Annotated in this window: 15 protein-coding genes and 1 pseudogene; 6 read left to right on the top strand and 10 right to left on the bottom strand. The window is 58.6% G+C overall.

Annotated elements, in window-relative coordinates; all coding sequences use genetic code 11:
* Positions 1 to 48 precede the first annotated feature (48 nt).
* The 7 genes and pseudogenes from BLT54_RS07885 to BLT54_RS07855 all read right to left on the bottom strand — a co-directional run.
* A pseudogene (locus BLT54_RS07885) lies at positions 49 to 1,272 on the bottom strand (NAD(P)/FAD-dependent oxidoreductase); the annotation flags it as partial.
* A 46-nt stretch (positions 1,273 to 1,318) separates the two neighbouring features.
* On the bottom strand, positions 1,319 to 3,001 hold the full coding sequence (locus BLT54_RS07880) for an ABC transporter ATP-binding protein (RefSeq protein ID WP_176832843.1): 1,683 nt from the start codon (positions 2,999 to 3,001) through the stop codon (positions 1,319 to 1,321).
* 5 nt (positions 3,002 to 3,006) lie between these two features.
* A complete protein-coding gene (locus BLT54_RS07875) occupies positions 3,007 to 4,089 on the bottom strand; it encodes an ABC transporter permease (RefSeq protein WP_074643193.1) in 1,083 nt (360 codons plus the stop codon).
* 74 nt (positions 4,090 to 4,163) lie between these two features.
* Positions 4,164 to 5,531, bottom strand: a complete 1,368-nt coding sequence (locus BLT54_RS07870) for a CmpA/NrtA family ABC transporter substrate-binding protein (protein ID WP_074643191.1) — start codon at positions 5,529 to 5,531, stop codon at positions 4,164 to 4,166.
* 260 nt (positions 5,532 to 5,791) lie between these two features.
* Positions 5,792 to 6,967 carry a CmpA/NrtA family ABC transporter substrate-binding protein gene (locus BLT54_RS07865; RefSeq protein ID WP_074643190.1) on the bottom strand — a complete coding sequence of 392 codons (1,176 nt, stop codon included), beginning with the start codon at positions 6,965 to 6,967 and terminating at the stop codon, positions 5,792 to 5,794.
* Positions 6,964 to 7,548 (bottom strand): ANTAR domain-containing response regulator, encoded by a 585-nt coding sequence (locus BLT54_RS07860; protein WP_009572163.1) that lies wholly within the window; start codon positions 7,546 to 7,548, stop codon positions 6,964 to 6,966. Before BLT54_RS07860 ends, BLT54_RS07865 begins: the two co-directional genes overlap by 4 nt.
* 103 nt (positions 7,549 to 7,651) lie before the next feature.
* On the bottom strand, positions 7,652 to 8,158 hold the full coding sequence (locus tag BLT54_RS07855; protein ID WP_074643188.1) for a DUF2478 domain-containing protein: 507 nt from the start codon (positions 8,156 to 8,158) through the stop codon (positions 7,652 to 7,654).
* A gap of 108 nt (positions 8,159 to 8,266) precedes the next feature.
* On the opposite strand from BLT54_RS07855, the gene mobA reads away from it, so the two are divergent.
* Positions 8,267 to 8,878, top strand: a complete 612-nt coding sequence (mobA, locus tag BLT54_RS07850; RefSeq protein ID WP_074643186.1) for a molybdenum cofactor guanylyltransferase MobA — start codon at positions 8,267 to 8,269, stop codon at positions 8,876 to 8,878.
* Here mobA and BLT54_RS07845 read toward each other — a convergent pair.
* The 3 genes from BLT54_RS07845 to BLT54_RS07835 form a co-directional block, all read right to left on the bottom strand.
* Positions 8,870 to 9,118, bottom strand: a complete 249-nt coding sequence (locus BLT54_RS07845) for a sulfurtransferase TusA family protein (RefSeq protein WP_074643183.1) — start codon at positions 9,116 to 9,118, stop codon at positions 8,870 to 8,872. The genes mobA and BLT54_RS07845 overlap by 9 nt on opposite strands.
* Positions 9,119 to 9,171: 53 nt before the next feature.
* On the bottom strand, positions 9,172 to 10,110 hold the full coding sequence (locus tag BLT54_RS07840; protein WP_074643180.1) for an isopenicillin N synthase family dioxygenase: 939 nt from the start codon (positions 10,108 to 10,110) through the stop codon (positions 9,172 to 9,174).
* 228 nt (positions 10,111 to 10,338) lie between these two features.
* A complete protein-coding gene (locus tag BLT54_RS07835; RefSeq protein ID WP_074643177.1) occupies positions 10,339 to 11,355 on the bottom strand; it encodes a LacI family DNA-binding transcriptional regulator in 1,017 nt (338 codons plus the stop codon).
* Between the two features lie 244 nt (positions 11,356 to 11,599).
* Here BLT54_RS07835 and BLT54_RS07830 point away from each other — a divergent pair, with 244 nt between their 5' ends.
* The 5 genes from BLT54_RS07830 to BLT54_RS07810 all read left to right on the top strand — a co-directional run bounded on the left by BLT54_RS07830 (position 11,600) and on the right by BLT54_RS07810 (position 16,884).
* Positions 11,600 to 12,916, top strand: coding sequence for an extracellular solute-binding protein (locus BLT54_RS07830; protein ID WP_074643175.1), 1,317 nt, complete (start codon positions 11,600 to 11,602; stop codon positions 12,914 to 12,916).
* A gap of 73 nt (positions 12,917 to 12,989) precedes the next feature.
* Positions 12,990 to 13,871 carry an ABC transporter permease subunit gene (locus BLT54_RS07825; RefSeq protein ID WP_074643172.1) on the top strand — a complete coding sequence of 294 codons (882 nt, stop codon included), beginning with the start codon at positions 12,990 to 12,992 and terminating at the stop codon, positions 13,869 to 13,871.
* A gap of 9 nt (positions 13,872 to 13,880) precedes the next feature.
* Positions 13,881 to 14,780: an ABC transporter permease subunit gene (locus BLT54_RS07820; protein ID WP_074643168.1), complete on the top strand. Its 900-nt coding sequence runs from the start codon at positions 13,881 to 13,883 to the stop codon at positions 14,778 to 14,780.
* Between the two features lie 11 nt (positions 14,781 to 14,791).
* Complete coding sequence (locus BLT54_RS07815) at positions 14,792 to 15,892, top strand: ABC transporter ATP-binding protein (RefSeq protein WP_074643166.1); 1,101 nt, start codon at positions 14,792 to 14,794, stop codon at positions 15,890 to 15,892.
* Complete coding sequence (locus BLT54_RS07810; protein WP_074643163.1) at positions 15,889 to 16,884, top strand: endonuclease/exonuclease/phosphatase family protein; 996 nt, start codon at positions 15,889 to 15,891, stop codon at positions 16,882 to 16,884. Before BLT54_RS07815 ends, BLT54_RS07810 begins: the two co-directional genes overlap by 4 nt.
* Positions 16,885 to 17,100 lie beyond the last annotated feature (216 nt).

Below are 17,100 nucleotides of genomic sequence, written 5' to 3'. Positions count from 1 at the left end.
AATCTCCATCAAAACGGGGGCTTCAATCGGCGCATGATCCTGTGCTGTGGCAACAGATTCGGGTTTGGGCGCGCCTTGATAGGCCGGGCCAAAAATCAATGTGTCGCGCAGCGCAGACACATCGGCACCATTGCGGATCAGGTTGAAAAACCAGCCGCCATCTTGGGTGTCGCCATAAATCACCGCGCCGATCAGACGGTTATTTTCAATCACCAAACGCTTGTAAACACCCGCGCGCAGATCGGAAAAGGTGATGCTGTCGCGCCCCTCCGCCTCGGAAAAATCGCCCGCGGAAAAAAGATCACATCCGGTGACTTTCAACTTGGCGGAGACGTCTTTGTTGACAAAACTGCCGGGCAGATCGCGCAGGGTTTGGGCCAGCACTTTGGCCTGATCAAACAGCGGTGCGACAAGACCAAAGACCGCGCCTCGGTGTTCGACACATTCGCCCAGCGCATAGATGGATGGATCAGAGGTGGCGAGTTGATCATCGACACAAACCCCCTGCCCGACCGTCAACCCCGCCGCGCGCGCAAGGCCGACAGAGGGCACAATCCCCACGGCCATCAGCACCAGATCACAAGGGAATTCAGAGCCATCGGCCAGCCGCAGCGCCCGCGCTTGTCCTTTGTTATCGGCCAGAATCTCTTGCGATTGGGCGTTGCAGACAACGGTGATGCCGCGCGCCTCAAGCGCCTGTTGCAACAGATCGGCAGCAGGCGCATCGAGTTGGCGGTTCATCAAATGACCCGCCCGATGCACCACGGTGACCTCAACCCCGCGCGCCGCCATTCCAGCGGCCGCCTCAAGCCCCAAAAGCCCACCACCGATCACCACGGCCTTGTCCCCCGCGCCCAACCCGATCATCCGGTCGGTGTCTTCGACATCACGGTAAGCGATCACACCGGGCAGGTCATGACCGGGCAAAGGCGGGATATAGGGGGTCGAGCCAGTGGCGATGACCAAACGGTCATAGGGCACAGCGCCCTTGGTGCCGATCACCCGCTTGCCGTCGCGGTCAATCGCGGTGACCCATTCGCCAAAGCGACAGGTCACGTTATGGCGGGCGTACCATGCGTCGTCATGGGTGACGATCTCGGCATAGCTCAGCTCTCCGGCCAAAACGGGCGAGAGCATCAGGCGATTATAAGTGCCGCGCGGCTCGGCATTGAACAGGGTGACCTCAAAGGCCTCTGGGGCCTGCGCAAACAGATGCTCCAACATCCGCCCAGAGGCCATCCCCGCCCCGATGATGACAAGCCGCTGCGGCATCAGAGGCCACCCCCGACGAGAAAAATGTTCGGATCGTCCATCGAGATCACTCCGCCGCGACGGCTTTTGGGGTCGGTATGGATTTGGGCTTGGCTCCATGTTCGTATTCTTCAAGGAAATCGAGCACCTCTTGCCGGTAGTGGTAATAATCCGGGTGCGCCAACAACGCCTTGCGGGTGCGCGGGCGGGGCAGTTTGACGTCGGTGATTTTGCCGATGGTCGCCTGTGGGCCGTTGGTCATCATCACCACCCGGTCCGAGAGCAAAATCGCCTCATCGACGTCATGGGTGACACAGATCGCGGTGACTTTGGTGCGCTCCCAGACCTCCATCAACACCTCCTGCAACTCCCAGCGCGTGAGGCTGTCGAGCATGCCGAACGGTTCATCCAACAACAGCAGTTTCGGCGACAGGGCAAAGGCGCGGGCGATGCCGACGCGTTGTTTCATGCCGTTCGACATCGACGCGGCCTCTTTGTCCATCGCATCGGCCAGACCGACCCGTTCAAGGTAATATTCGATCACGTCCTGACGCTCGGCTTGCGAGGCTTTCGGATAGACCTTGTCGACACCGATGGCGACGTTTTCCTTGGCGGTGAGCCATGGAAAGAGGTTTGGCGATTGAAACACCACGGCGCGTTCGGGGTCAGCGCCCCGGACTTCATAGCCGTCGAGTTTGATCACGCCTTTGGAGATGTCATTGAGCCCCGCCGCCATGGTCAGGACCGTGGATTTGCCACAGCCGGAATGGCCGATGATCGAAATGAACTCGCCCCGGTTCACTTTCAGATCGAAATTTTCAACCACGGTCAGCGGACCTTTGGGGGTTGGATAGATTTTATGGATTTGCGAGAAATCGAGGAAGCGGTCTTCGATCATCCCCTCTTGCGCCTTGGCGACAGCGGCAGGCACGGAATGGATCGGCATGACATTGGGCAGGACCTTGGTGCCCTCGGCTTTGCTTTCGATCCCGACATCCATCAGATATTTGGTCACGCTCGCGCGCAGCTTTTTAAACCCGTCATCCGTATTCATCGCAATCCGGTCGCGCGGGCGCGGGATGGTCACCGGAAACTCCTCGCCCAGCGTCCCGTCAGGATTGAGCGCGATGATCCGGTCGGCCAAAAGAATGGCCTCATCCACGTCATTGGTGATCAGCACACAGGTCTTTTGATCCGCCTCCCAGATATGTTCGATCTCATCGGCCAGATTGGCGCGGGTGAGCGCATCAAGTGCCGAGAGCGGCTCATCAAGCAACAGAACCTCGGGGTTCATCGCCAAGGCGCGGGCGACATTGACGCGTTGACGCATCCCGCCCGACAATTCGGCAGGACGGCGCGCGGCGGCATGTGACAGACCGACCATGGCGACATAGTGATCGACCTTGGCCTCTTTCTCGGCATTGGACAGACCCGGAAAGATCGTATCCACCGCCAAGCGCACATTGCCCGCCACTGTCAGCCAGGGCATCAAAGAATAGCTTTGAAAAATCAAGCCGCGCTCTGGCCCCGGCCCGGTGATCGGCTTGCCCTTAAAGGACACGGTGCCCGCCGACGGCGTCTCAAGCCCGGCCATCAGATTGATCAGCGTGGTCTTGCCCGAACCGGAAAAGCCCAAGAGCACAAGGAACTCGCCCTCTTTGACGTCAAGGTTGATCCCCTTCAACACCTCGGTGCGTGTGAGGCCCTGACCGAAGCCTTTGGACACGTTGTCGAATGTGAGAATGCTCATGTCGTTCACCGGTTGTTCGAGAAGGTGAAAAGGGATTGCAGCGCAAACATCACCCGATCCAACAGAAAGCCGATGATGCCGATGGTCAGCACCGCGACGATGATTTTGGCCAGAGATTGCGAGGAGCCGTTTTGGAACTCATCCCAGACGAATTTGCCAAGGCCGGGGTTCTGCGCCAGCATTTCAGCGGCGATCAACACCATCCAGCCCACACCCAAAGAGAGACGCAGCCCGGTAAAGATCAGCGGCAAAGCCGAGGGCAGCACCAATTTGGTGACTTTGGAATAGGTGTTCATTTTGAGCACTTTGGAGACGGAAATCAGGTCCTTGTCGATGGAGGCGACCCCCAGCGATGTGTTGATCAGGGTTGGCCAAAGCGAACAGAGCGTCACGGTGATGGCGGAGACAAGGAAGGATTTCGCGAACATTCCGTCATTGTTGGTATAAAGCGCGGAGACGATCATCGTCACAATCGGCAGCCACGCGAGCGGCGACACCGGTTTGAAAATCTGCACCAAAGGATTGATCGCAGCATTGGCATAGGGCGACAGGCCCGCGAAAATCCCCAAAGGAATGGCAATGGCCGAGCCGATCAGAAAGCCGAAAAACACGGTTTTGATCGAGGTCCAGATTTGCGTGTAATAGGACGGCGAGCCGGTGTAGGCGATGTCTTTGACCTCGTCGGCCTTGCCCTGTTCGATCAGCCGCGCATTGCGTTTGTCCACGCGCTCTTCAAACGCGGCCTTCTTTTCGGCCTTGGCCATCGCATCATGATGCAGGTTCACCGCCTCTTCCCAGACGGCGGCGGGACCGGGGATCGCGCCCAAGGAGGTTTGCACTTTCGGCGCCAATGTGCCCCAGAGCATCAGAAAACACAGGATGGACAACACGGGCACACCCAGGAGTTTCCAAATCTCTTTGACCTGCACCTTTGGGTTATCACCCGCAATGGCTTTCAAAATCGGGGTCATCCAACTCAGACCCAAGACCTGAAACCAAGTGTCGGCCTTGTTGATACGGGTGAACAGTTTCGCACGGCGGGCCGCTTTGGCCTGTGCGTCCAGAGCGTGCGGATCTATGGCGGTCATTGCAGGGTCCTCGCGGGAAAATCAGGGTCGGAAAAATGGGCGCACCCGAAAGCGCGCCCGAGGGGAGGTATGGGTCAGCCTTTGACTTCGGTGCCGACGACGATCTGTTCGCCTTTCAGGCCGATCGGCAGGCTGTCGAGATAGGCGTTGGGCGCGCGGCCGTCATAGCCGATGCCGTCAATGACATCTTCGGCCGGGGTCGGTGTTTTGTAGCCATCGCTGTCCCACGGGAAGTCGGCCGCATCGGCCAAACCTTCTTCGACCAAAAGCTTTGCAGCCTCCAAATAAATCTCCGGCTTGTAGACGGATTTGGCGACCTCATCGTACCAACTGTCCGGCTTGGCCTCAGAGATTTGCCCCCAACGGCGCATTTGGGTCAGATACCACACGGCGTCCGAGTAGAACGGATATGTGGCGTTGTAGCGGAAGAACACGTTGAAATCGGGCACAGAGCGTTTGTCACCCTTTTCATATTCAAATGTGCCGGTCATCGAGGCGGCAATCACCTCTTCGTCGGCGCCGACATAATCCGGGCGTGACAGGATTTTGACGGCCTCTGCGCGGTTGGCGTTGTCGTTTTCGTCCAACCACATCGCGGCGCGGATCAACGCTTTGACAACCGCTTTGGTGGTGTTCGGGTTCTCTTCGGCAAACTCAGCGGTGATGCCAAAGACCTTTTCCGGGTTGTTTTTCCACAGCTCGTAATCGGTCACAACCGGCACGCCGATGCCTTTGAACACGGCCTGTTGGTTCCACGGTTCACCGACGCAATAGCCGTTGATGGTGCCCGCTTCCAACGTGGCCGGCATCTGCGGCGGCGGCGTGACAGAGAGAAACACATCCGCGCCAATCTGGCCGGTGATGTTGTCGGGGGAATAGAACCCCGGATGCAACCCGCCCGCTGCCAACCAGTAGCGCAGCTCGTAGTTGTGGGTGGAGACCGGAAAAACCATGCCCATGTTAAAGGGCTTGCCTTCGGAGCGGAATCTTTCAACCACCGGAGCCAGAGCCGAGGCGGAAATCGGGTGCTGCACCTTGCCCTCCGCATCCAATGGGATGTTCGGCTTCATCTCTGCCCAAACGTCGTTTGAGACCGTGATGCCGTTGCCGTTCAGGTCCATCGAAAATGGCGTGATGATATGCGCTTCGGTGCCATAGCCCATGGTCGCGGCCAAGGGTTGCCCCGCCAACATATGCGCGCCATCCAAGGTGCCGTCGATCACGCCGTCCAAAAGCACTTTCCAGTTGGCTTGGGCTTCCAGCGTCACAAACAGGCCTTCGTCATCGAAAAAACCCTGTTCATAGGCCACGGCCAAGGGTGCCATATCGGTCAGCTTGATAAAACCAAAGGTCAATTGATCTTTTTCGAGATCAAGCATCTCAGCCCAGCCGGGAGTGGCGAGCGCCGTGGTGGCCGCGAGGCCGAGAAGAAGGTGTTTCATCTGTGTGTCCCTTAGTCAGTGCATGCCCTGTTGGAGGCGAAAAATAAAAAAAAGCCGCCGACAAATCGCCCGGGAGGAGGGGACGATTGTCGAGCGGCTTTGCTCAGTCATCCCGATCATCGGGATGGAAATTTCGTATCGCGGCATCGTTGCCTTCGATGTCTTATCTATGCGTGGAATCACGCTGCATATGCAAAAGGCCTCGGGTCGTGCGGATCAAAAAATGCTGCAATCGCATAAATTTGCCCATTATTTGCGCATCAATCCCCTTTTGGATCAAAAACGCGCCCATCAAAGAACCGATTTTGACCAAGGATCAAGTGCCCCGCCTCAGAGGCCACCGCCATGGGCGCTTCCAATCCGCCCTCAACTTTTGAGGAGGCCCCCGGCAAATCCGCCGTCGTCCCCGCAAGCGCCTGACAGTGAATATCCGAGCGAAACACCCCACCGGCCACGTTGCGCGCCATCGCCTGATCCAGCCCCATCCGGGTGGCCAACTGCATTCCGATCCATTCGGCCTGCGACCGCCATGGGAAAGTCGCAGCCCCTTTGAAGAATTCGACAAACCCGTCGACATGGCGCTCTTCGCCCGCAGGTCCGATCACCAAACGCCCCATCAAGGCGCGCTCCAGCATATCCGAGGGCAGATCAAGATATTCGGGGCGGCTCAAAAGTTCGGAGGTCAACATCCGGCTGTCCGGTTCGCCCAACCAACGCCCCGCGCGCCACACGGCCCGGATCAACCGGCCCATCAAGGCGCTTTCCTGTTCGGCCCAGTCTGAGCGCACCGCCAAGACCTTTTCGGGCGCACAGGACCAGATTGCCGATCCCGGCAACAAAAGCTGCCCCACGCCAGTATCCACCGCCTGCGAGCCCCAAGGTTCGCCAACGCAAAACGCGTCAATGTCGCCTGCCTCCATCGCATCGGCCATCAAAGGCGGCGGCACGGTGTGGATATCGACCGATTGCGGCGCAGGAAGACCCAGCGCCGAGAGCCAGTAATATAAAAGTTCGGCATGCATCGAAAACGGAAATGGCACGCCGATCCGCAACCGGCCCTTGGCGGCTCCGATCAAGGCGGTGCCTGCCTTATAGGCGTCGTTAAAGCCGAAATCATGGCCCTGATCGTGCAGCCGCGCGGCCAAAGCATTGGACACGCCGATCACGTTGCCATTCACCGACAGCACTGAGACGGCCGACAGTTTCGCCCCCGCCCCGCCCAGACCCAGCGCCGTGGCCACCGGAATGGGCGACAGCATATGCGCCGCCTCGACCTGACCAAAAGACAACATATCGCGCAGCGAGGACCAGGAGGGCGCGGGTTTGAGGGCAAGGTTGATGCCCTCCTCGGCGGCAAATCCCATTTCCTGCGCCACAATCAAAGGGGCTGCATCGACGAGCGGTATGAACCCGACCGAAACCGTCACCGCCCTCATGCCAAAAGCCCCGCCGCCGTCACCAAAGCCTGCGCCACATCGGCCACGCGGCGTCCTTGGTCCATCGCGGTTTTACGCAAAAGCGCATAGGCTTCGTCTTCGCCGATGCCTTTCGCGCGCATCAACATGCCCTTGGCGCGGTCAATGACCTTGCGTTCTTCGAGCGCCTTTTTGGTTTCGGCCAATTCCGTGCGCATCCGTTGAAACATCCGAAACCGGGCGATGGCGGCGTCCAAAATCGGTTTGACCCGGTTTGAATGTAACCCATCGACGATATAGGCGGAGACCCCCGCCTCGATCGCAGCGGCAGACAGGCCCTCATCCGAACGATCCACAAACATCGCCACCGGGCGATCCAGAGGGCCGGAGGCCAAGGTCAGCTCTTCCATCGTGTCACGAGACGGGTTTTCGATGTCGATCAGCACGATATCCGGGTTGCGGGCCTGAATTTGGCGCGCCAGCCCCGTGACTTCGGCGATGATATAAATGTCGAAGTCGCCCGCTTGGCGCAGGCTGTCCACGATCAGCTGCGCGCGGGTGCGGTCGGTTTCGACGACGATGATGGATAGGGGGGCGCTCATGGCCTCAGATCGCGGCGATCGGCCCATAAAGTAAACGATTCCCGCGCGGGGCGCGCATCGCCCTTTGGCAATATGTCAAAAATTAAGCTTATGCGCACATTTTTTAATCAACATGCAGCTTTGCATGGCACCACTCCAACAGCACCGTCAGATCAGGCGCAAGTGGTTCGGCGACCTCGCCGGCAAAGGCAACAAAGCCGTGGAGGTTTTTCTCATTGACCCCAAGGATCACCGGGACGCCGCGATGCAGTGCCTCAGCGATCAGCGCACGAAAGCCCCGGCCCGCCACTTCCTGTTTGCCGAATTTGTTGATCACGACAAGCTCCGCCCCCGCGTCCAAGGCCCGTTCCGCCTGTGCCACGGCCAATTCAAGCCCCTCTGCGTCCAAACGGCAGCCTTGCGACATCTCGCCCAAGGCTTGCGTGATCGACCGACACTCACCTGAGGGCAAGAGCTTCAGTTCCATATGGCATTTGCTTGCGCCGGGACGCTCACGGTTGAGTTGCACCGCGCCCGCAAGGCTGCGGCCTTCGGACGACAACCGATCGGCCAGGGCGCATAGCACCGCATCGGTCTCGCCGCGCCCCGCCATCATCACATATCCCAACATGGACCAGCCCTTGATCTGTCTGGCCCTTGCAGTCCGCGAGCCTTGATTGGATGGTATCTGGACATACAGACGGAACGCCAGAGAGGAAAGCACACAGTGAGGTCAAAGATGACGCAGATCGCCGGGGTGATCCTTGCGGGGGGGCAAGCGACCCGGATGGGCGGGCAGGACAAGGGCATGATGCGGCTTGGCGGGCTGCCTTTGATCGAACGGGTGATCGCGCGGCTTTCGCCGCAATGCGCTACGCTCGCGATCAGCGCCAATGGCGATCTGAGCCGCTTTGCCGATTTTGGCTATCCGGTGTTCGCCGATGGCAGCACAGAGTCGCAGGGGCCTTTGGCGGGGGTTTTGGCCGGGTTGGACTGGGCCGCGCGCATGGGCTTTGAGGCGATTGTGACCGTGGCCACCGACACGCCGTTTTTTCCCACCGACCTTGTGGACCGGCTGCAGGCGAACTCTGTGCCCGAAGGCTTTGGCATGGCCGTGACCGAGGCAGAGGAGCGGCGGTTTTGGCATCCGACCTTCGCGCTTTGGCCTGTGGCGCTGCGCGATGATCTTCGGGTGGCGTTGAGGCACGATCAACGGCGGATGCGGCAGTTTGCAGAGAGCAAAGGCGTCGTGCCGGTGGTGTTTGAAAACTCCGGGGCGCAGGACGCGTTTTTCAACATCAACACGGAAACGGACCTTGCCCGCGCCGAAGCCCTCTTGGCGTCACCGTAAAGCGTGCGCGCCACAGCGGATCAGATAGCTCTGCACCCCACCCTCGTCCGACATCGACACAAATTCATGCCCCGCCTCGGCGCAAAAATGCGGCACGTCGATCACCGCCGCCGGATCAGAGGCCCGCAGGCGCAAGATCTCGCCCGGTGCCATCGCCAAAAGCCGCTTGCGCGCTTTGAGCACGGGCAGCGGGCACAACAGGTCGATGGCATCAAGGTCGTGATCAAAAATATGGGTCATAATGCAGCCTTACTGGCCGCCCATGCCCCTGTCCAGCCCGTCTCAATCCGACCTTACTGGGCCACGACCGCCGAAAGATAAATCTCGTCCAAACGCGCCCGCAAATACTCCGCCGCGCGGATTGGCGCGTAATGCGCTGCACCCGTGCCGGGCAGCGGGGTGATCAGGCTCTCGGGGTTGGGATCAAGGTAAAAGGCCGCCAAACGGCGTGGCGCGGCGGGCGGCAAAATCCGATGCGGTGCAGAGCGGTATTGATCATTGGACCACCGCATCAGGCAATCCCCGACCAACACCAACAAACTGTCCGGCATGTCCGGCACATCGACCCAGTTGCCCGCCCTGTCCTGAACCTGAATCCCGGCGGAGCCATCGGTCAGCACCATCGTCAGCGCGCCGTAATCATGCTGCGCCGGACCGCCCACGGCGTCTGTGGCGGCGATGTCCCACGGATTGGCCGGGTAATGCGACAGGCGCAGGGTGGCCATGGGTTCGGTGAAATGCGGCTGGAAAAAATCGGCGTGCAGATCGAGATCACGTTCGACCGCGCGCATCAAAAGCCGCCCCAGCGCCAACATTTCCTTGTAATAATCCAACATCACATCGCGAAACTGATCAAGCGCGGGCCACGCGTTTGGCGCGCGGAACGGCTCATGTGCCAGCACACGCGGATCATGGGGTTGAAGGTCCAAGCCGATGCTAAAGCTTTCCTTGTACAAAGGCACATCGGGGCGATCCGCCATCACTTCGACGCCATATCCCGCCCAGCCGCGATTGGTGTTGGAATGGCGAATGTCGAGGGGGGTTTTGTCCTGCGTTGGCAGGGCAAAAAACGTATCGGCCACCTCGCCCACATCCGTCAAAAGCCCGCGCGGAATGCCGTGATGTGTGAGAAAGAAAACGCCACTGTCGCGACAGGCCTCCCCCAGTGCTGTCGTAAACCCGACCGGATCTTGCCCCGACGAAAATGCCCGGAAATCCAAGACTGAAATCATATCTCTCTCTTTCAAATAAGGCCTGTATCCTCCTCCCCAGGACGATCTACAGGCGGATCGCGTCGATTGAGATCAGGATATGCTGAGCTGTGCCGCACAAAGACCACAACCTATGGGGGAAATCCGCCGACAGGCGCTTTTGGTCATTCTCCGGGCGGTTTTGGGGTCTGGGGGTCAAAATTATGGCGGATGTGATCCGGGCCAGAGGGCCGCAACAGAGGCTGCGACCTAATGAGTCCCGCGCAAAACCAGATGTGTGTCGATATAGGCCACGTCACTGGGCTTTTCGGGATCGGCCAGACGTGCGGCCAGCAATTCGACGACTTTATCGGCGTAAATGTCGATCGGGTTGCAGACGGTTGTCAGGTTGATCCCCGGCCAGCGCGCCATGGAAATATCATCAAACCCAACGATGGATAGATCATTCGGGACGTCGATTCCACGCGCGCGCGCGGCGCCCAGCGCACCGATGGCCATGGCATCATTGGCGCAAAGTAGCGCATCGAGGCGGGCGCGCTCAAACAGGCGCTCAGCCGCGGCGAGCCCCCCTTCGACGGTGAAATCGCCCTGTTCCACAGCGACAGGCGTCAACCCGGCGGCGGCCAAAGCGCGGGTCATACCGTCTTGACGCGCGCTTGAAGAGCTATAGCCCGCAGGCCCGGCGATATAGCCAAACCGCACACGGCCACGGTCCAACAAAAGCTGGGCGGCGGCCTGGCTTCCCTCTTGATTGCGACAACAGACATTGTCGATTTGCGGATGATAGAGGACGCGCCCCGACGAGATCACCGGGATGTGCAGCTTGGTGCATTCTCTGGCGATCGCGGGGTCCATGGAGCCGGAGCGCAGGATCAACGCATCCAAAGGATAGCGCAGCACCTCGCCCATCGCCTCTTTGACCGACGAAAGCCCGCCACCATCAATCAGGATCGGCCATTTTTGAATGGCGTTCAATGCGCCGACAAGACGGGTGACGACTTCGGTGTCATAGGCGTTGCGCATATCGCCCACGAAAATCGCAACCAGATGCGAGCGCCCCCCCTGAAGCCCCGCGGCCAGCGCATTTGGCCGATAGCCAAGGTCGAGCGCAGCGGCGCGCACGCGCTGGCGTTTTTCCTCGTCCAGATAGGCACCCTCGGTAAAGGCGCGCGAGACCGCAGAACGCGACACGCCCGCCGCGTCGGCCACGTCTTGGGCTGTCACACGGCGATGACGCTTGGGTGATATGAGCTTGTCTTGATCCACGGGCTTTCTCTCGGGCTTTGGGTCATATGTTGTCAAGAATGATAAAAATCTTTCACATTCCCATTACATCCGCCGGGTATCTGAACGCGTGTGCATAGACATGCAGACCCTGGCGGACATCGCTGATGGACAGCCGGGGCCTGCACGTTTCTTGCGCGTTTCTCCCGTGAGGGAGGACGGACCTTTTCTGCGTGAGCGCCTGACAGGGGTGCGGCGCGTTTCAAACAGACACCGGAGATGTGACATGACCATCAAGACAACATCGAAATTCCTAGGGGCCGCAACCGCGTTCACCCTGTTGGGCTCTGCTGCCTTTGCCGAAACCGAAATCACGTGGTGGCACGCGATGGGTGGCGATCTTGGCGAAACCGTCAATGAAATCGCTTCTGGGTTCAATGCCTCGCAAGATGAGTACAAAATCACCCCCGTGTTCAAAGGCTCTTACGAAGAGACCCTGACGTCGGGCATCGCGGCGTTCCGCGCCGGTGAACAGCCGAACATCCTTCAGGTGTTTGACGCAGGCTCCGCCACCGTGATCGGGGCAAAAGGCGCGACTGTTCCGGTTCAGGATCTGCTGTCCGAGAATGGTGTGGATTTCAACATCGAAGACTACATCTCTGGTGTGCGTTACTTCTACGCCGACAACGCGGGCAAAATGATCGGCATGCCGTTCAACTCCTCCTCGCCGATCATGTATTTCAACGAACAGGCACTTGAAGCGGCGGGCGTTGAAGCTCCTGTAACCTATGAAGAGTTCGAAACCGTCACCGCCCCGGCCCTGAAAGCCGCCGGTTACGTGCCGCTCGTGCAATCGCACCTGCCGTGGGAATTTGCCGAGAACTTCTTTAGCCGTCACAACCTGCCGTTCGCCACGAATGACAACGGCTACGATGGCGCAGAAGGCACCAAAATCCTCGTCAACACCGACGAATTCAAAATGCATTGGACCCATGTCAAGCAGTGGCTTGATGACGGTTACTTTGGCTTTTACGGCACCGGCTGGAACGACAACCAAGCGCAGTTCGAACAGGGTAAAGTTGGCCTTTGGATCGGCTCTTCTGGCTCCTTCGGCGGGTTGATGAAAAAAGACCTTCCGTTTGAATTCTCCGCCACCAACCTGCCGTTCTGGTCCTCCATCACCGAAGAGGGTTACCAAACCTTCATCGGCGGCGCGTCCCTCTTTGCCATGTCCGGCAAATCCGCCGAGGAAAACAAAGCCACGGCTGAGTTCTTCCGTTACCTGACCTCGCCTGAGGTTCAGTATATGTGGCACCGTGAAACCGGCTATGTGCCGATCACCACTGCGGCCTACGAAATGGCCAAAGCAGACGGCCATTACGACCGTTTCCCGGCCGCTGAAACCGGCATCAAACAGTTGATGCTGACCTCCGGTGAAAACACCAAAGGCTATCGCATGGGCTTCTACGTTCAAATCCGTGACGTCGAAAACCGCGAATTCAGCCGCATCCTTTCGGGTGAGACCACGGTCGAGGACGCAATGGCCACGATCGAAAAAGAAGGTAACGAACTTCTCGCTCGTTTCGCAAAAACCCAAGGCTAAGCCTTTGCTTTGACACCACACTGACGGCCGCATCCGCTGCGGCCGTCAGGCTTTCTCATAAAGGCCCTCCCTCATGAAACGCGCTGGATTCTCCACCAAATGGTTGCCGATCCTGTTGCTTTTGCCGCAACTGTTGATCATCGCGATCTTTTTCTATTGGCCGGCTTTGCACGCCGTGACCTCTTCGTTCTACCTGCAAGACCCGTTTGGCTTTGGTCAGACCTTTGTTGGGCTTGAGAATTACACTCACCTCGCAGCCTCCGTCGAATATCTCAAAGTGGCGAAATTCACCGTGCTCTTCACGGTGTTGGTGACGTTTTTCTCGCTCGCTCTGGCGCTGTTGTTTGCGGTCAAGGCCGATAAGGTTCTGCGCGGGGCGAAAACCTATCGCACGCTGTTGATGTGGGTCTATGCGGTTGCGCCCCCTGTCGCGGGCTTCATCGGGCTTTTGATGTTCAACCAAACCTGGGGGCCGCTGTCAGAGTTGTTCAAATTCTTTGGCTGGGACTTCACACTTGGCGTCAATTATTTTGACACAGCCTTTGCCATGACCGTGGTCTCAGTTTGGAAACAAGTGCCGGTCAATTTCATCTTTTTCCTCTCCGGCCTGCAATCCATCCCGCGTTCGGTGCGCGAAGCCGCGCTTTTGGACAACCGCTCTGGCACCCGCCGGTTTTGGGACATCACCTTTCCACTGCTCGCGCCGACCGGGTTTTTCCTGTTGATCACCAACATCACCTATTCGCTGTTTGAGACCTTTGGTGTGATCGACACGATCAACAAGGGTGAGCCGGGCAACAACCCGATGACGCTGGTGTACAAGGTCTTTGTCGATGGTTTCCGCGGCAATGATCTTGGCGGTTCCTCGGCGCAATCGGTGATCCTGATGATCCTCGTCCTTGCCCTCACCGTCTTTCAGTTCCGCCTGATTGAGCGGCGCATTCATTACACTTGAGGAACTGACATGACTGACATTTCCGCCCACGCCCATGCCATCGCGCAGACGCGCAAACGTTCGTGGTTCAAACTTGAGACTGTGGTTGATCACGCCATCCTGATCTTTGGCTCTCTGCTTATGCTGTTGCCACTGTTGATCATGTTGCAAACCGTGACCACGCCGGACCTTGAGACGATGAAATTCGGCCCAACGCTGACCATCGGCACCGAGTTGGATGACAACTTTCGCAAAGCGATGTTCGAGGCCTCGGGCTTTTCCGGTCAAAACACCGGGATGAACATGCTGAAAAACTCGTTGATCTTGGGCATTGGTTTTGCCGTGGGCAAGATCGTGATCGGCATGATGGCCGCCTATGCGATCGTCTATTTCCGGCTGCGCTTTGCCACGCTGGCGTTTTGGTTGATCTTCACCACGCTGTTGTTGCCTTTGGAGGTCCGCATCCTGCCCTCCTATGAAATCGTGCAACAGCTTGGCATGATGAACACCTACCAAGGCCTGATCATCCCACTGATCGCCTCGGCCACGGCCACGTTTTTCTTTCGGCAATTCTTTCGCTCCGTGCCCGAAGAATTGATCGAAGCGGCGCGGATTGATGGGGCGGGGCCGATCAAATTCTTCATCGACATCCTTGTGCCGCTCTCACAGACCATGATCGCGGCGATGTTCATCATCATGTTTGTCTACGGCTGGAACCAATACCTCTGGCCCACCATGATCACCACGGATGAGAACATGTACACCCTCGTGCGCGGCATCAAACAGATCGTGCAGACGCTCGAAGGCAACAACATCCCCGAATATGGCCGGGCCAATATGTTGGCACTGATCGCCATTCTGCCGCCCGTGCTCGTCGTCATTTTCTTCCAGAGCTGGTTCGTCAAGGGCCTCACGGAATCCGATAAATAAGGACTACAACAATGGCTCAGGTTAGCTTGGACTCTGTCCGCAAAATCTACCCGAACGGCGCAGAGGCCGTGACCCCTTCCTCTTTCCACATCGAAGATGGCGAATTCGTTGTCCTCGTCGGCCCCTCGGGCTGTGGCAAATCCACCTTGTTGCGAATGATCGCCGGGCTTGAGGACATCACCGAAGGGACGCTGTCCATCGGTGAGCGCATCGTCAATGACGTCGATCCGGCGGATCGCGACATCGCCATGGTGTTTCAAAACTATGCGCTCTACCCGCATATGAGCGTGCGCAAAAACATCGCCTATGGCCTGAAAAACCGCAAAACGCCCAATGACGTGATCGCGGCGAAAGTGGCCGAAGCCTCTGCGATGCTCAACTTAGATGACTATCTCGACCGTAAGCCCAGCCAGTTGTCGGGCGGGCAACGTCAACGTGTCGCCATGGGCCGCGCCATCGTGCGCGATCCGGCCCTGTTTCTGTTTGACGAACCGCTTTCGAACCTGGACGCCAAGCTGCGCAACCAGATGCGGATCGAGATCAAGGCCCTGCAACGTCGCCTTGGTGTCACCTCGATCTATGTCACCCATGATCAGGTCGAAGCCATGACCATGGCCGATCGCATCATCGTGTTGAACGGGGGCCGCATCGAACAAATCGGCACGCCCTCCGAGATTTACCACAACCCGGCCTCGACCTTTGTCGCCTCTTTCATGGGCGCACCGCCGATGAACCTTGTTGCGGGCGAATTGTCAGATGGCATCCTGTCTTTCGCCGGGCTTGACGTGCCAATGACGGTGGATCATCGCGGTCCGGTCACGCTTGGCCTACGCCCTGAAGATTTGTTCATCGACGCGAAAGGCCCGATTGCGATGGAGGTCGATCTGGTCGAGGAGTTGGGCGCGCATCGCTTGCTGCATGGGCGCGTCGACGGGCAACAGTTGACCGTGCATCTGGCCAAAGAGATCACCGCCAAATCCGGCCCGCTGCGCCTGTCCTGCGATCCGTCGCATCTGTGCCTGTTTCACCCGGACACGGGCAAACGGATGGATGCGCGGCATAAGGGCGCGCTGCAGGCCCCTCTCAACACCACGGTGGAGAGTGACGCGTGATTTCGCTGTTGGACAGACTCCCACCCGTCACCTCCGAACAACGCGCCACCCTTTTGGCCGCCCCGCGCACCGCCGAGGCGCACCGCGCGCTGATGGCCGAGGTCATGGCGATGAACGCGGTGCAATTGGGCGGCCAAACCGCCCGCACCACCCTGCCCGCCGAGATCACCGTTGCGGCATGGAATGTCGAACGTTGCCTCTTCCCCGCTGACACCGCTGCGCATCTGGGTGCGGTGGCCCCCGATGTGGTGCTGCTCTCAGAGGTTGATCACGGCATGGCCCGCACCGGCCAGCGCCACACCACGGCTGAGATGGCCAAGGCTTTGGGCATGGTCTACGCTTTTGGCGTGGAGTTTCACGAGCTGGATTTGGGCGGCGCGACTGAACGGGCCTATTGCACCGATGATGTCAATGCACTCGGTTGGCATGGCAACGCGATCCTGTCTTCTGTGCCCTTTGAGGCGGTGACGTTGATCCGGCTCGATGATCACGGCCATTGGTTCAGCACCGACAGCGGCGCCGACCCGGATCAACCACGTTTGGGCGGGCGGATGGCACTGGCCGCGATTGTGCCGACGGAACGCGGGCCGATCTGTGTCGTTTCCACCCATCTGGAAAGCAACGCGGGCCCCGCGCATCGACACGCGCAATTTGAGATTTTGCTCAAGGCGGTAGAGGATTTTGCGCCGAATATGCCCGTGCTCATCGGTGGCGATCTCAACACCGGCAATCACATGCCGCCAGAATTCGATTGGCGCAAAGAGACGCTTTTTGCCCTTGGCCAAGAGCGGGGCTACAGTTGGGAGTTCACCGCCGAGGGCATGACCACGCGCCCCTCCCTGATCACGCCGCACCCGGAGCGGGTGATGAAGCTCGATTGGCTTGCGGGCCGCGATCTGGTGAGCCGGGACAAAGGGATTCTCACCTCTCTCGACGCCACAGGTCGGCCTCTGGCAGATCATGATTGCGTCTGGTGCCGCATCGCCATTTAGCCCAGTTTTTATGCGGTTTAAGAACGATTTAGACGGGGAGGCCTGCGCCTCCTCGTTTTCATTTTGCCGTTAAAACAGGCATCGGAAACGTGGGGCTTTCTTCAACAGATTGAAACTGTCGAAAATTTTTCTCCGAAATCGCCATTTTTGAACGTTTCCCGCTCCGTCCCCCCTCAAAAATTACATATATTAGATTTATTTTGCTTTCTTATGACT

This window comes from Celeribacter baekdonensis (assembly GCF_900102315.1).
In the GTDB taxonomy this organism is placed as follows: Bacteria; Pseudomonadota; Alphaproteobacteria; order Rhodobacterales; family Rhodobacteraceae; genus Celeribacter; species Celeribacter baekdonensis.
Note: the sequence above shows the minus strand (reverse complement) of the source record. Positions and strands in the feature narration are given on the sequence as shown.